This window comes from Lelliottia sp. RD5 (genome assembly GCF_056032945.1).
On record NZ_JBVYHQ010000001.1, the window covers coordinates 898,913 to 914,339 of the forward strand.

A 15,427-nucleotide genomic window follows, 5' to 3' on the forward strand; every position below is an offset into this window, starting at 1 on the left:
GCATAAAAAAACCGGCCAGTTGGCCGGTTTGTTCAGATGCTCAGGCTAAAACGTTATTTTGCTTTCGGTGCCTGTGGATCGGTATCATACTCAGCACAGGTCTGATAACCCGAGTTGATCACGTGTCCTGTATCATCCAACGCGACAAAATAGGTTTCTGCTTTACCGTCACGTTGACCCAGAATGTAAGTCTGGCAAGTCCCACGCGCATGAATCATGGTCACTTCTGAAGAAGGTTTACCCGCTACCTGCATCACCTGCGCGCGGCTCATGCCTTTTTTCACATCTTTAACGACCGGCTGTGTAAATTGATCGGATGTACGATCATAAGCTGTACAACCTGCCAGCATAGTCAATACCGCCGCTGCACCTAAAATTCCCGCTACGTTCTTGTTCATATTCTTCCGTCCTCTTGTTTATCAGCGCTTGTTAATCAGCGTGTTATCTAAGCATGGGATAAAAATGTCTATTCATCAACTTTACGAGCGAAGCAGAGTGTTTTTCGGAAAATTCTAATAAAACAACGATAAGCGACAAAATCGTCTTAATTTGCCCCTCTCGAAACTGTGATCCTTGTCGTTTTCCGCCCAAAGGGTTAATTTTGACACATCACACAGTGTGCTTTTTTTGCTAATGGAGGGCGTAATGGCTCTGCAACAAGAAATTATTCAGGCGCTTGGCGTCAAGCCTGCCATTGATGCCGATGCGGAAATTCGTCGCAGCATCGATTTTTTGAAAGCCTATTTGAAAACAAACTCGTTTCTGAAAACGCTGGTGTTAGGCATCAGCGGCGGTCAGGACTCTACGCTTGCCGGTAAACTTTGCCAGCAGGCTATTTCGGAATTGCGCCAGGAAACAGGTGATGCGTCGCTGCAGTTTATCGCGGTGCGACTGCCTTACGGTGTCCAGGCCGACGAGCAGGATTGTCAGGACGCCATCGCTTTTATTCAGCCGGATCGCGTGCTAACTGTGAACATCAAAGGTTCCGTGCTTGCCAGCGAGCAAGCGCTACGCGAAGCGGGCCTTGAACTCAGCGATTTCGTGCGCGGCAATGAAAAAGCGCGTGAGCGAATGAAAGCGCAATACAGCATCGCCGGAATGACAAAAGGCGTAGTGGTGGGCACCGATCACGCCGCGGAGGCCGTAACGGGCTTTTTCACCAAATATGGTGACGGCGGTACCGACATTAACCCGCTTTTCCGCCTCAACAAGCGCCAGGGAAAACAGTTACTGGCCGCACTTGGCTGCCCGGAACACCTTTATCTGAAAGCTCCTACCGCCGATCTGGAGGACGACCGCCCTTCTCTACCGGATGAAGCCGCGCTTGGCGTCACGTATGAAAATATCGATGATTATCTGGAAGGGAAAACGTTGGATGAGCCCATCGCCCGTACGATCGAGGGCTGGTATCTGAAAACCGAGCATAAGCGTCGCCCACCGATTACGGTATTCGACGACTTCTGGAAACGCTAAACGTCATTAAGAGGCGGCCATTGCCGCCTCTTTTTTAACCACTCGCAACCTGCTACACTGTATAGCTGAACAGTATACGGAGTTTTTTGTGAGCAGGCGTCAATCTGCCCCGCGTCTTGAGTTTGAAGCGGCGGCCATCTACGAATACCCAGAACATCTTCGCCCCTGGCTTGAGGCGCTTCCAAAACAGCCCGGCGTCTATTTCTTTCATGGCGAGAGCGACGCCATGCCGCTCTATATCGGCAAAAGTATTAATATCCGCAGTCGGGTGTTATCGCATCTGCGTACGCCTGACGAGGCCGCGATGCTGCGCCAGTCGCGGCGAATTACCTGGATGCAAACCGCGGGCGAGTTGGGTGCATTACTGCTTGAAGCGCGTCTGATCAAAGAGCAGCAGCCGCTGTTCAATAAACGCCTGCGTCGCAATCGCCAGCTGTGCTCACTGCAAATCACGGCTGGGAAACCGCAGGTTGTTTATGCCCGAGACGTGGATTTCTCCCACGCACCGGGTCTGCATGGCCTGTTTGCCAATCGCCGTGCAGCATTGCAAGCGCTGCAAACGCTCGCCGATGCGCAGCAGCTTTGCTATGGCGTGCTGGGGCTGGAATCACTCACTCGCGGGCGCGCCTGTTTCCGCTTTGCGCTAAAGCGATGTGCAGGTGCATGCTGCGGTAAAGAAAGTATTGAAGAACACGATGCGAGATTAAGGGAAGGTCTGGCGGCGCTGAGCGTCACCTGCTGGCCATGGCAAGGCGCCATTGCGCTGAAAGAAACCCGCGATGATATGACGCATTATCACATCATTCATAACTGGTTCTGGCTGGGTGCCGTCGATACATTAGATGATGCGACGGCACTCCTGCGCGCCCCAGCCGGGTTTGATCACGATGGTTATAAAATCCTGTGCAAACCGCTGTTTGCCGGTGGGTATGAAATCATTGAACTCAGTGTCCCGGAAGCCAGGTAATTTCGCTGAACAACAGCGTCCCTTCAGATTCCAGTAAACGTATCGTGTGCGTTCCGTCCTGCCAGCTTGCGCCCTGATCGGCTGTCAGGAGTTTGTCCCCTAACTGCCACGCGCCACTCAGCACAAACGCCACGCCCCCGCGTGAGGCAAACGTCGTAAAGGTGCGATCGGCGACGCGCACTTTTGCCCGGCAACAGTCGCGCTTCGTCATGATATTGAAATCCATCGACATCCGCCCTTCGGTGAGATTCGCCTTCACCGGATGGTCACCCGCAAAACTAAACGGCTGGTGTCGTTTCAGGGTATGGCAGAACGCATGCCCCGCATCCAGCGTCACTTCGCCACCTTCAAGAAGTGTGATAACCCGATCAACACCTGGAAAAAGAGAGAACTCGCCGTTGCTGGCGATAGAGGCAATACTGGCACGCCAGTGAAAATCACGCGTCGCAGACGGAAAACAGCAAATCTCGCGCGTCTCGCCAGCCCCGTTTCGCCAGAGATTAACCGGCATTTTACGGATATCAAAAAAATCCATCACCACTCCTGAAAGGCGCAACTCGCACCAGGGCAACACTGCGTCAATGTCGCTATCTTGATTGTTATCGTTGGGTTATTACAGATGCATTATCGGCAGCAATGCAAGGAGGCCTTAGTGCGGCGCTAAAAAAAACACTAACGCCATGACTCTCTTAAACATTATCCAAACCGCTTACAGGAGCATACCGTGCTGGTGGCGCGTGACAAGAGGGTGAGAAAGAAAAAACCGCCGGACCTGTCCACCGCGATTACGCTTTTGTGAACAGGATTCCGGCGGTCTTATATGTGTTGAGCTGATTATTCAGCTGGCGGAGCCATTTTACCTTCTGGCGCAGGACGTTCTGTCAGACGCTTCTCAAAATTGGCATTGAATTGTTTTTTCTGTTCCGGGGTCAGAATGTTGTAAATCTTATTCTGCGTTTCCATACGGGCCAACATGCCGGCTTTGTGCTGCTCAGCCATCTTGTCGATTTGCGCTTCCGCTTTTGCTTTGTCAAACGTATTGCTCGCAATGATATCGTGCATTGCGCGGCGCTCTTCCAGCGGAGGACGTTTCATCTGATCGCGCTGGCTTTTCATGATCTCGCGGACCTGCTGTTTCTGCGCATCCGTCAGGTTCAGATCTTTAAACATCATGTCGTGATGCATACCCGGCTTGCCTTTATGGTGCATCATCTTGCTATCAGCGGGTGCGGCGGTTGTCGTCGCGGTGTCTGCGGCGAACGCCATGCTGGTAGCGCCCAAAGCCAGGGTAGAAGCAACAAACAGTGCAGTTAATTTACGCATAATTTTTTGTCCTTACTTTCAGTTATTCTTCGGCGCTATGCCGTGTTGACGAGATTAACTTTACGGGGTTTATCGTCAATAAATCAGAGCAACGGTAAAACAATGAAAGTGTAAAAAACAAATTATAGCCAAATGTGGAGGAATTAAGGATAAAGCGTGGAGAGTTGAAACAAAAATAGGCAAATAGCTGACTTTAAAGAGATTATGAAGAAGTATACCGTCCTGCGGATTAATAATAAAGCAGTACACCAGGATAAATCTGCAAATAACGGCAATCGCCGTTATCGATAAGAAATTAAATTGATACTCCTCTCTCCCCAGAGAGAGGAAATAGCGTCAGGTTAATTTCTCGAGCATCAACCCAGCCCGCAGGCCGAAGGCTACCGAGGGATTAGGGAATAACACGTATTCCGTCGTTTTCTGCACTTCGTAGCGCTCGTCACCGTCTTGCGCTAACACGACACCATGCCGAAAAGGAGTGAAGTTCAACGTATGCGCCGCCATGTGTAGCCGGAATGCCTCGCTGCGGCGGGTGATCTGCTGCACGACACGATAGCGCTCGACGGTTCCTGAATGATGTTCAGGCTCGTTTCCGGAAAGCAGGGCACGCAGCGCCAGATGCGTTGGCGCAAAGCGCGAAAGATCGTTCTGCCCGAACGGCAGCGCTTTTCCTAGCTCCAGCGTACAGGCCAGCGTACCAAAATTCTCGCAGGTAAAATGGGTAAATGTCCCGCCAGGTGACTGATGGAAGACCAGCGCCTCAAGACCCGCATCCCCCAGCCAGCCAAGGAAAGACTCATCCCAGGGCTGGTTGCGCTGCGGCATAACGCCGAAACGCACGTGATAAGACGCACGAATGGCGGTATGCAGATCGAGATGCCAGCGATCAGGACCCGCCGTGGCAAAAAACTCGCGCACGCTGTTTTCAAGCTGAAGTGCCCGCGCAGGCTCATCACCAGGCGGAAACTGCCCCCCGCGTCCACCAAACATCCGGTTGATATCACTTTCCAGATAGCGCTTGTTTTGCGCCAGCGCCGGGGGATTCCCCAGCACCACCAGCACGCGGCAGCGCAAAGAAATGTCACCGTTAAAAAGTGCTCGCAGCAGTAAATCGACAATCTCAACCGGTGCGGTTTCATTGCCGTGAATCCCGGCTGAAAGCACTAAAGACCGCTCACAGGCGTCAAAAGGGATCAGTTCAAGTAACCCGCGCCCGGACCATGTCCAGTGAAACGTCGGCCCCTCGCCTTGCCGCGCAGCAGGCGTTTCATCCGCCAGCGTCAGCGCCAGTAAATTCTGCATAATCTCTCCTCAGCGCTGGAACGGGTAAACCGATCCAAGATGCAGGATCGTCGTTAAGGCATCCAGCGCCTCACGCCCTTCGCGCAGCAGATGCGGATCGACCAAATCCGCCTGCGTTAAGCGATCGCGATAATAACGATCAACCCAGTCGTTGAGCGTATTGAATAAGGTATCGTTCATCAGTACCGCCGGATTGACGGCGCGGATTTCGTCCGGCGTCAGCACCACCCGCAGGCGTAAACATGCGGGGCCTCCACCGTTCGCCATACTTTCGCGCAGATCGAACACGTTAAGCTCGCTGATGGGATTATCGCCCTTGACCAGTTCGCTGAGATATCGCCATACGCCCTGATGATTTTGCGACTCCTGCGGGAGAACCAGCAGCATGCTGCCATCCTCGCGGCTCAGCAGCTGGCTGTTAAACAGATAGGTTTCCACCGCGTCCTGCACGCTGACGGCACTTGTCGGCACCTGAATTGGCGTAAAGCCCGGCACGCGCTCGGCCAGGGTAGCCATTAATTTCTCCTGCTGGGCAAACGCCTGCTCGTGGCAAAACAACACCTGACGATTCGAAACCGCAATCACGTCGTTATGAAACACGCCCCGATCGATAACCTGTGGATTTTGCTGCGCAAACACCACCTGCCCCGGGTTGACCTGATTCAGACGCGCAACGGCATGGCTCGCGGCCAGGGTCTGGCGCGCCGGATAACGGGACGGCGCGACGTGTCCACTATCATCGCGGCCATAAATAAAAAGCTGCGTGGAGGGTTCGCCGTAGTCCCCGCCCAGACGGTTATGGTTGGCTGCCCCTTCATCACCAAACATCGCCACCTGTGGGAGCGCTTCGTGCACGCTAAACCGCGCATCATCCTTGAAGATGGCGCGCAGCACCCGCTCGGTGGTGACCGCTTCAGTCGCGCGATGGAATTTATTGTTGAGATTCGCCACGGTCAGATGCACTTTTCCGTCCAGCGTATCTGCCGATGGCGCAACGGTGGCTGCATTAGCCACCCACATTGACGATGCTGAACTGGCCGCCGAGAGCAGGTGCGGCGCTTGCGTTCCGGCTTTTTCGACGACATGCTCATCGCTGCCGCTAAAACCGAGCTGGCGCAGCACCTCGACGTTTGGGCGCTCCTGCGGCGGGATCACCGCCTGCACAAAACCCGCGTCCGCCAGCGCTTTCATTTTTTGCAGCCCCTGCTTGGCCGCCAGCTTTGGATTCGAGACCTGGAATCGGTGTTTCGTCGAAGCTTCGTTGCCAAACGACAATCCGGCGTAATGGTGGGTCAGCCCCACCAGCCCGTCAAAGTTGACTTCACGCGCTTTCATGACGATTCCCCTGGGTAAAATCGAGTCCTGGGTTGAGCGTTTCCGGCAGCGTCAGAGCGGGTGTTTCCAGGCTGGCCATCGGCCACGCACAGTAATCGGCGGCATACCACGCGCTGGCGCGATGATTACCGGATGCGCCCACACCACCAAATGGCGCGGTGCTCGCCGCTCCGGTCAGCGGTTTGTTCCAGTTCACAATCCCCGCACGTGCTTCAATCAGCAGTTGATCAAACTTATCGCGATCGGGTGAAATCAGGCCGCTCGACAGACCATAGCGCGTATTGTTTGCCATCGCGATTGCGCTGTCGAAATCATCGTAACGCCAGACACACAGCAGCGGGCCAAAAACCTCTTCATCCGGTACATCCCGTGCATCCGACATATCAATGATGCCCGGCGTTAACAGGGATGTTCCTAGTTGCATCAGCGTGGGTTCCAGCAGCGTTTTCGCGCCACGCGCCACGTGTTCGCGCCAGGCCTGAATGACGTTATTCGCAGCCTGTTCGGAAATCAGCCCACCGATAAACGGCTGCGGCTCGGCATCCCATGCGCCAGGCACCAGACGCGCGGTCACCTCAATGAGACGCGCCAGGAAAGCATCGCCCTGCGCACCGTTTTTCACCAGCAGACGACGGGCGCACGTGCAGCGCTGTCCGGCGGTGACAAACGCCGACTGAATAGCCAGATGCACAGCGGCGTCAATATCATCAGGATCTTCAACAATCAGGGGATTATTGCCACCCATTTCCAGCGCCAGAATTTTCTCCGGCTGGCCTGCCAGCTGGCGATGCAGCTGATATCCCGTTCCTGCACTGCCGGTAAAGAGAAGGCCGTCGAGATCGCTTAACGCGCTCAGCGCCTGGCCGGTTTCACGTCCACCCTGAACCAGATTGAGCACGCCCGGCGGAAGGCCCGCCTGTTCCCAGAGTTTCACAACCGCTTCACCGCTCCACGGCGTCAGTTCGCTCGGCTTAAAAATAACGGTATTCCCTGCCAGCAGCGCGGGCACAATATGGCCGTTGGGCAGATGCCCCGGGAAATTGTACGGGCCGAAGACCGCCAGCACGCCGTGCGGACGATGACGCAGCGTTGCGGCGCCGTCGGCCATATCGGTGTGCTGTTCGCCGGTGCGGGTGTGATAGGCCTTAACCGAAATAGCGATTTTATTGATCATCGCCGTGATTTCGGTCGTCGCCTCCCAGCGCGGCTTGCCGGTTTCGCGGGCAATAATGCTGGTCAGTTCTGCCTTATTCGATTCCAGCAGCGTCGCGAATTTTTCGACGATCGCCTGACGCGCCGTAAACGGCAGTTTTGCCCACGCCGGAAAAGCTTTTCTGGCCGCCTGAGACGCCTGTGCTACCTGAGCCGGACTCGCATCAAACCCCTGCCAGAGCGCTTCGTTGCCTACCGGGTTGGTCTTCACGCGTCGTTCACCTTCGCCCGTGACCCAGTCGCCATTGATCCATAAACTCATGCTGTTTTCTCCTCGGGGCAAAGTCGCACCAGACGAACGGTATCGCCTGCGTTACATTTCAGGGCGTCCAACTGGGCTGCGGTCAGCACCAGACGTTCACATTTTGGGTTGGTATGAATCAGCATCGCGCGAAACTGATCGTACTGCTCGTTCGCCACCAGACAAGCGGGCCATTCACCGGGGGCGGGCTGGCCTTCTGCCACTGTCACCAGACGGCTTTTACGGATGGCACGCACGCGGTCGACGTCGCATTCCAGCGTCGGGCCACCGTCAAAAATATCGACATAGTTATGGTAGCGGAAACCTTCTTTCTCCAGCACCGCGCGAGCGGGCGCGGTCTGCGGATGAACCTGGCCAATTACCGCCTGCGCTTCTGGACTTAAAAAGTCGGTGTAGATCGGATGTTTCGGCATTAATTCGGCGATAAACGCTTTCTGCCCTGTTCCGCACAAATAGTCGGCACGGCTAAATTCCATCGAGAAGAAGCGTTCGCCCAGGCTTTCCCAGAACGGGGAGTAGCCCGTTTCATCAATAACGCCGCGCATTTCCGCCACCACTTTTTCGTTAAAGCGATCGCGAAACGCGGCCATGAACATAAAGCGGGATTTCGAGAGCAGATAGCCGTTGCCCTCTTTGCGCCAGTCGGGGTCAAGAAATAAAGTGCAGAGTTCGCTGCTGCCGGTGTGATCGTTGCTGAGGAAAAGCGTCGGCAGCGCGTTATAAACATTCAGCTCTTTCGATGCGTGAACCAGCGTGCCGACGCGGTAGTTGTACCACGGGTCATTAAGACCTACCGCCACCTCGATAGCGCAGATCCCGACCACGGTCCCGGTATCAGACTCTTCCAGAACAAAGACGTAGCCTTGTTCACTTTTTGGCAGCGTCCCTTGCCAGGTTTGCAGGGCGCGGTCGATACGAGACGACAGCGTTTTCTCATCGGCAGGAAGCGAGGTCAGCCCGCCTCCCGTCTTACCGGCAAGCTGCATGAGTCCGGCGAGATCGCCGCGCTCAACGGGACGGATAACCATCATGATGACACCCCGGATTTCACCTGTTCACAGGCCAGGGCAAAACGGTCTAAACCGGTGGCGACCTCTTCTTCGCTGACGATTAACGCCGGTGCAAAACGCACCACGTTAGCTCCCGCGATGAGCACCATCACGCCCGCTTTTGCAGCTTCCTGTGAAATAAGTTTAGCTTTTCCGGCAAATTCAGCCGTCAGTTCGCAGCCGATCAGCAGCCCCAGACCACGAATTTCTTTGAACATACCGGTTTTACTGTTAATGGCGTTTAGACGCTCCACAAACCAGTCGTGGCGCTGCTTCACGCCTTTTAACACCTCTGGCGTATTGATGATATCCAGCACCTGTCCAGCCACCGCCGAGGCCAGCGGGTTACCGCCGTACGTCGTGCCGTGCGTGCCCACGACCATCACGCTGGCACATTTGTTGGTCGTCAACATTGCCCCAATCGGGAATCCACCACCGAGTGCTTTGGCTGTCGACAGCACATCCGGCGTCACGCCGTAGTGCATATACGCATACAGCTCGCCGGTACGACCGACACCGGTCTGGACTTCATCAAAAATCAGCAGCGCATTGTGGCGATCGCACAGGTCGCGCAACCCTTGCAGGAACGCTTTATCGGCAGGCACCACGCCGCCCTCACCCTGCATCGGCTCGACAATAACCGCGCAGGTATTGTCATTAATCAGCTCAGCTGCAGAGGCCAGATCGTTATAAATGGCGTGACGAATGTCCGGCGGCAGCGGAGCAAAATCCTGTGAATAGGCCGGCTGACCGCCCGCGCTCACGGTAAACAGGGTGCGCCCGTGGAAGGCGTTTTTGAACGCCACTATTCCGCTTTTTTGCGCGCCAAAATGATCGTGAGCGTATTTACGTGCCAGCTTGAGCGCCGCTTCGTTGGCCTCGGCACCGGAGTTACAGAAAAAGATTTTTTCGGCAAAAGTCGCGTCGATCAGTTTTTTAGCCAGGCGCAGCGCAGGTTCGTTGGTATAGCCGTTGCCGGTATGCCAGAACTTCGCGGCCTGATCGTTCAACGCCTGACGCAGCGCCGGATGCGCGTGCCCGAGGGCATTCACCGCAATCCCACCGGCAAAGTCGATATACTCTTTACCCTGCTGGTCCCACAGGCGTGAGCCTTCACCCCGTACCGGAATAAAAGCCGCCGGAGCGTAAACCGGCATCATCCATTCATCGAAATTTTCACGCGTAATTGACAGAGACATAGCGACCTCATCCGGTAAATTAAAAGTTATTCAAATGTTAAATAATTGAGTGTTTGCACTGTGAATGTAGATTGCAGAGTTCGTGCCAGCCAGCGATAAAATTGCATAAATGGGTTGGGAGGACGGAATATCAATAAGTTAAGCATTACCGCCATTCACTTTTAATGCATAAAAAGTGAATATTTTTACAGCAAGCGGCGGTTTGCCGCAGGAAAAACAGAAATATTATTCACGAGCCAAATATTATTCTGGATTTGTGATCGCTCGCGAAATTTACCGGCCGTTTGCGCCCTGTTTGAGGGCAAGGTGCGTCGAAATGGTGCAAATATTGCACCGTCGGGATTTTCTGTTGCAGTTATTGGTTGAACCCGATAACAGACGACGCAAATTCTGCTAACATCCATGCACTATTCACCTTGCACTGGCAGCGACTATGAAATTTGTCTCTTTTAATATCAACGGCCTGCGCGCCCGCCCTCACCAACTGGAAGCCATCGTTGAGCAACATCAGCCAGACGTGATCGGCCTGCAGGAGACAAAAGTTCACGACGACATGTTCCCCCTCGAAGACGTCGCCAAACTGGGCTACAACGTCTTTTATCACGGGCAGAAAGGCCACTATGGCGTGGCGCTGCTGACCAAACAGACGCCGGTTTCCGTGCGTCGCGGCTTCCCCGGTGACGACGGTGAAGCGCAGCGGCGCATTATCATGGCGGAAATTCCCTCTCCGCTTGGGAACATCACCGTCATCAATGGTTATTTCCCGCAGGGCGAAAGCCGCGACCACCCGACAAAATTCCCGGCTAAGGCCAAGTTCTACCAGGATCTGCAGGATTATCTGACGACGGAACTGAACAAAGAGAATCCGGTGCTGATCATGGGTGACGTGAATATCAGCCCAACGGACCTGGATATCGGCATCGGCGAAGACAGCCGCAAGCGCTGGCTGCGTACCGGTAAATGCTCGTTCCTGCCGGAAGAGCGCGAGTGGATGCAGCGTCTGCAAAGCTGGGGCCTGGTGGATACGTTCCGTGCCGCAAACCCGGATACGCAGGACCGCTTCTCGTGGTTTGACTACCGCTCAAAAGGTTTTGATGACAACCGCGGCCTGCGCATCGACCTGCTGCTGGCCAGCGCGCCGCTGGCAGAACGTTGCATCGAAACCGGCATCGATTACGACATTCGCGGCATGGAAAAGCCGTCCGATCACGCGCCAGTCTGGGCGAAGTTCAAACTGTAATCGCCGGTGAAACTGCAAAAAACCCTGTTGATATGCGCCCTGTTGGGCGCATTTTTCATGATTCAGACGCTGCTGCCCCCCGGTTTTCTTTCGCTCGAATCGATCAAAACGCATCAGCTCGCGCTACAGGACTATGTTGAACAGGCTCCCGCACGCAGTGCCGTGCTCTATTTCGCCGCCTACGTGGTGGTCTCTGCCCTGTCGATTCCGGGTGCGGCGCTGCTCACCCTGCTCGGGGGCACGCTGTTCCCGTTTTGGCAGGGCATTCTGCTGGTGTCGTTTGCCTCGACGCTGGGCGCGACGCTGGCGATGCTGACCAGCCGTTATATTCTGCGCGATGGGGTTCAGCGCCGGTTCAGCCATCAACTAAAAACGGTTAATGAGGGGATGGATCGCAACGGCGCATTTTATCTTTTCGCCCTGCGTCTGATGCCCCTTTTTCCGTTCTTCCTGGTCAATTTGCTCGCCGGTTTAACAAGCCTTAGCGTGCGTCGTTACTGGTGGATTAGCCAACTGGCGATGCTACCCGCCACGGTGATATTCCTGAATGCCGGACGCGAACTGGGCAAGTTGACGTCGCTGCGCGATATTCTGTCGCCGGGCATACTTTTCGCCTTTACACTTTTAGGGTTATTGCCGCTCGTTTCACGCTGGCTGTTTTCTCGCTATTTCCATTCTTCTCATTAACAGGGAGGCATTATGCGCCGTGTGCGTTGCTGCGTATTTCTGATCGGACTGCTGCTGGCAGCCCCCGCTATGGCTGATGCCCGCTGGCAAACCGTGCAGAACGAAGCCAAAGGCCAGACCGTCTGGTTTAACGCCTGGGGCGGCGATCAGGCCGTCAACCGTTATCTCGATTGGGTGAGCGGCGAGATGAAAACCCATTACGCGATCACCCTCAAAATCGTGCATCTTGCCGATGCCGCCGATGCGGTCAAACGCATCCAGACGGAATCCGCCGCTGGGCGAAAAACCAACGGTTCTGTCGATTTACTGTGGGTGAACGGGGAGAATTTCCGCACGCTGAAAGAGGCAGACTTGCTGCAAACGGGCTGGGCGCAAACGCTGCCGAACTGGCGCTATGTCGATACCGATAAACCGGTTACCGAAGATTTTGCCATCCCCACCGACGGCGCAGAATCCCCGTGGGGCGGCGCGCAGCTGACGTTTATTGCCCGCAAACAGAGTCTGCCGGTTCCGCTCGCCGATCCCGAAGCCTTACTCAACTATGCGCAAAGCAATCCCGGCAAAATCACTTATCCGCGTCCGCCCGATTTCACCGGCACGGCGTGGCTGGAACAACTCCTGCTGACGCTTACGGCACATCCTGATGCGCTGAACGTCGCGCCGGATTCACATACGTTTGAGGCCGTGACGGCTCCGCTGTGGAATTATCTGGATAGACTGCACCCACTGCTGTGGCGCGACGGCAAAGATTTTCCACCGAGTCCTGCACGAATGGATGCCCTACTCGCCAGCGGTAATCTGAATATGTCTGTCACCTTTAATCCGGCCCACGCGCAGCAAAAAGTGGCCAGCGGCGAACTGCCTGCCGACAGCTACAGTTTTGGCTTTCGCGACGGCATGATAGGCAATGTGCATTTCGTGGCGATCCCGGCAAACAGCAGCGCCAGCGCGAGTGCCAAAGTTGTCGCCAATTTCCTGCTGTCGCCCGAGGCGCAAATTCGCAAAGCCGATCCTAAAATCTGGGGCGACCCGAGCGTGTTAAGTCCGCAAAAACTCGCCTCCGAGCAGGCCGCGCAACTGCAACAATTTATCCCCACCGGGTTGCCGAAAACCTTGCCGGAACCGCACGCGGCGTGGGTTAGCGCGCTGGAGCAAGAATGGTTGCGTCGTTACGGCACCCGCTAGGCTGGCTGGTCGGGATAGCGATCGCCGTCATTTATGCGCCGCTGATCCCTGCCGCAGTAATGCTGGTGACACCGGCTTTTTCGCTTGCCGGATGGCAGGCGCTGTTTAGCGATCCGCAGCTGCCGCAGGCGTTTATCGCCACGTTGGTTTCTACGCTTATCGCCACCGCAGGATCGCTTTTGATTGCCCTGTGCGTGGTCACGGCGCTTTGGCCCGGCGAGCGCTGGCGGCGTTTGCATACCCGACTGCCGTGGCTGCTGGCCGTTCCGCATGTCGCCTTTGCCACCAGCGTGCTGCTGATGTTTGCGGAAGGCGGTGCGTTTTATCAATGGTGCAGCGCCTGTTCTCCCCTGCTTGATCGCTACGGTATTGGCCTGGGGCTGACGCTCGCGGTGAAAGAGAGCGCATTTGTGCTGTGGGCGATGTATGCAGTGCTGCCCGAAAAGACGCTGGCGCAACAGTGGGTGGTACTGCGAACGCTCGGTTATTCGCGCATTCAAGGGCTTTTCTGGCTGGTGCTGCCCGCCATCACGCCAGCGCTCGGCGCGGTAATGCTGGCGGTGGTCGCCTGGTCGCTGTCGGTGGTGGATGTCGCGATTATCCTTGGGCCGGGTAATCCGCCGACGCTGGCGGTGCTGGCCTGGCAGTGGTTGAGTCAGGGTGATGCCCAGCAGCAGATCAAAGGGACATTGCTGTGCCTGCTGCTCCTTCTGCTGCTGGCGCTGTTTGCCGCCCTCGGTTTTATAATCTGGAGACGCTGGCATCGCCCGGTTCCCGCCGCGTCGGGCGTTCGGCAGCCGTTGGGCGCGCCCGTTGTCGGCACAACGCTGGGAGGGCTACTGCCGCTTTGCGGTGTTTTATGCGCAGCGGCGCTGGTGTTGCTGGCGGACGGAGACAGTTTTGATTTTGTGCCGTTTAGCACCAGTCTCTCGTTGGCCCTATTTTCTGGCCTGATCGCCCTGACGATTATTCTACTCTGGCTCGAGTGGGGACCGTCTCGCGGATCGCTCTGGATCTGGCTTCCGCTGGCACTTCCCGCCCTGCCGCTGGTCGCGGGACAGTACCGTATCGCACTCTTCATGGGCATCGACGGAACCTATTTCGCGGTGCTGTGGGGGCATCTGCTGTGGGTGTTGCCGTGGATGCTGCTGGTGCTGCAACCCGCCTGGCGCAGGCTGGATCCGCGCGCGATAGTAATCGCGAGAACGCTTGGCATGCGGCGCAGTAAAATATTTTGGACGATCAAATGCCCGTTGCTGACCCGCCCTCTGCTTACCGCTTTTGCCACGGGCTTCTCCGTCAGCATGGCGCAATATTTGCCCACGCTGTGGCTGGGCGCGGGACGATTCCCGACGCTGACCACCGAGGCGGTCGCGCTGAGCAGCGGCGGTAGCACGGCCATTCTCGCGGCGCGCGCGCTGTGGTTACTGGCGCTGACGGCAGCCGCTTTTGGCCTCGCGGCAGGTTTATCCCGCCTGGCGGGTCGTTTCAGACGAGGTCTACGTTAATGCTGATAGTAAAAAATCTGACGCTTGAACCGCTGTTACGCCGCGTGAACTTTAGCGTGAATAAGGGCGAGATCGTCACGTTGATGGGTCCGTCGGGCAGTGGAAAATCCACGCTGTTCGCCTGGATGGTGGGTGCACTCTCACCTGATTTTACGGTCAGCGGCGAGCTGTGGCTGAACGACAGACAATGCGACGCGCTGCCCATCGAGAACCGTAAGATCGGTATTTTGTTCCAGGATGCACTGCTGTTCGACCACTTTAGCGTGGGGCAAAATCTGCTGCTGGCGCTACCTGCGCATATCAAAGGCCGTGCTCGGCGTGAGCAGGTTGAGCACGCGCTGAAAAGTGCAGGTCTTGATGGGTTTTACGCAAGCGATCCGGCCACGCTCTCGGGTGGGGAGCGCGCCAGAGTCAGCCTGTTGCGCGCGCTTCTGGCGCAGCCGCACGCGCTGCTGCTGGATGAACCGTTTAGTCGTCTGGACAAAGCGCTGCGCGTCACATTTCGGGAATGGGTGTTCGCACAGGTTCGCGCGCTCAATATTCCCGTGGTGCTGGTCACGCACGATGAAGACGATATTCCGGCGGAGGGACGCGTGCTTCAGCTGTCCATGTGGCAATAATTTATGTGCTAACGCAAAGAACTCTGGCGAGCGGGGGACGAAAATGACACACCTTTTACCTGATA

Annotated in this window: 15 protein-coding genes; 7 read left to right on the plus strand and 8 right to left on the minus strand. The window is 56.0% G+C overall.

The genetic code is table 11. From position 1 onward, the window contains the following. Positions 1-53: 53 nt before the first annotated feature. Complete coding sequence (gene osmE / locus AC0LWE_RS04525; RefSeq protein ID WP_059178217.1) at positions 54-398, minus strand: osmotically-inducible lipoprotein OsmE; 345 nt, start codon at positions 396-398, stop codon at positions 54-56. 247 nt (positions 399-645) lie between these two features. Here osmE and nadE point away from each other — a divergent pair, with 247 nt between their 5' ends. Together nadE and cho are read left to right on the plus strand one after the other, a co-directional pair. Then, positions 646-1,473 (plus strand): ammonia-dependent NAD(+) synthetase, encoded by an 828-nt coding sequence (nadE, locus tag AC0LWE_RS04530; protein WP_202693603.1) that lies wholly within the window; start codon positions 646-648, stop codon positions 1,471-1,473. An 88-nt stretch (positions 1,474-1,561) separates the two neighbouring features. Next, the gene (gene cho / locus AC0LWE_RS04535) at positions 1,562-2,440 is read left to right on the plus strand and encodes an excinuclease Cho (RefSeq protein WP_219346700.1); all 879 of its coding nucleotides are present in this window, start codon (positions 1,562-1,564) and stop codon (positions 2,438-2,440) included. On the opposite strand, the gene ves is transcribed toward cho, so the two are convergent. From ves to astC, 7 genes are all read right to left on the minus strand, one after another. Then, a complete protein-coding gene (gene ves, locus AC0LWE_RS04540; RefSeq protein ID WP_219346701.1) occupies positions 2,418-2,975 on the minus strand; it encodes an environmental stress-induced protein Ves in 558 nt (185 codons plus the stop codon). The genes cho and ves overlap by 23 nt on opposite strands. 299 nt (positions 2,976-3,274) lie before the next feature. Continuing rightward, entirely contained in the window at positions 3,275-3,763 is a 489-nt protein-coding gene (gene spy / locus AC0LWE_RS04545; protein ID WP_059178221.1) for an ATP-independent periplasmic protein-refolding chaperone Spy, read from the minus strand. Between the two features lie 336 nt (positions 3,764-4,099). Beyond that, positions 4,100-5,065 carry a succinylglutamate desuccinylase gene (gene astE, locus AC0LWE_RS04550; RefSeq protein WP_219346702.1) on the minus strand — a complete coding sequence of 322 codons (966 nt, stop codon included), beginning with the start codon at positions 5,063-5,065 and terminating at the stop codon, positions 4,100-4,102. A 9-nt stretch (positions 5,066-5,074) separates the two neighbouring features. Beyond that, positions 5,075-6,400, minus strand: coding sequence for an N-succinylarginine dihydrolase (gene astB / locus AC0LWE_RS04555; RefSeq protein WP_219346703.1), 1,326 nt, complete (start codon positions 6,398-6,400; stop codon positions 5,075-5,077). After that, a complete protein-coding gene (astD, locus tag AC0LWE_RS04560) occupies positions 6,387-7,874 on the minus strand; it encodes a succinylglutamate-semialdehyde dehydrogenase (RefSeq protein WP_474264874.1) in 1,488 nt (495 codons plus the stop codon). Before astD ends, astB begins: the two co-directional genes overlap by 14 nt. Further along, positions 7,871-8,905 carry an arginine N-succinyltransferase gene (astA, locus tag AC0LWE_RS04565; RefSeq protein WP_059178227.1) on the minus strand — a complete coding sequence of 345 codons (1,035 nt, stop codon included), beginning with the start codon at positions 8,903-8,905 and terminating at the stop codon, positions 7,871-7,873. Before astA ends, astD begins: the two co-directional genes overlap by 4 nt. Then, positions 8,902-10,122: a succinylornithine/acetylornithine transaminase gene (gene astC / locus AC0LWE_RS04570; protein ID WP_202693609.1), complete on the minus strand. Its 1,221-nt coding sequence runs from the start codon at positions 10,120-10,122 to the stop codon at positions 8,902-8,904. The genes astA and astC overlap by 4 nt, the downstream gene beginning before the upstream one ends. Positions 10,123-10,555: 433 nt before the next feature. On the opposite strand from astC, the gene xthA reads away from it, so the two are divergent. From xthA to AC0LWE_RS04595, 5 genes are read left to right on the plus strand one after another with little or no spacing between them, the layout of a single operon-like run. Then, positions 10,556-11,362, plus strand: coding sequence for an exodeoxyribonuclease III (xthA, locus tag AC0LWE_RS04575; RefSeq protein WP_059178229.1), 807 nt, complete (start codon positions 10,556-10,558; stop codon positions 11,360-11,362). Between the two features lie 57 nt (positions 11,363-11,419). Continuing rightward, positions 11,420-12,049 (plus strand): TVP38/TMEM64 family protein, encoded by a 630-nt coding sequence (locus tag AC0LWE_RS04580; RefSeq protein WP_267970611.1) that lies wholly within the window; start codon positions 11,420-11,422, stop codon positions 12,047-12,049. 21 nt (positions 12,050-12,070) lie between these two features. Further along, positions 12,071-13,234 carry an ABC transporter substrate-binding protein gene (locus tag AC0LWE_RS04585; protein WP_219347702.1) on the plus strand — a complete coding sequence of 388 codons (1,164 nt, stop codon included), beginning with the start codon at positions 12,071-12,073 and terminating at the stop codon, positions 13,232-13,234. After that, the gene (locus AC0LWE_RS04590) at positions 13,207-14,742 is read left to right on the plus strand and encodes an ABC transporter permease family protein (protein WP_219346706.1); all 1,536 of its coding nucleotides are present in this window, start codon (positions 13,207-13,209) and stop codon (positions 14,740-14,742) included. Before AC0LWE_RS04585 ends, AC0LWE_RS04590 begins: the two co-directional genes overlap by 28 nt. Then, positions 14,742-15,362: an ATP-binding cassette domain-containing protein gene (locus AC0LWE_RS04595; RefSeq protein ID WP_216981518.1), complete on the plus strand. Its 621-nt coding sequence runs from the start codon at positions 14,742-14,744 to the stop codon at positions 15,360-15,362. Before AC0LWE_RS04590 ends, AC0LWE_RS04595 begins: the two co-directional genes overlap by 1 nt. Positions 15,363-15,427 lie beyond the last annotated feature (65 nt).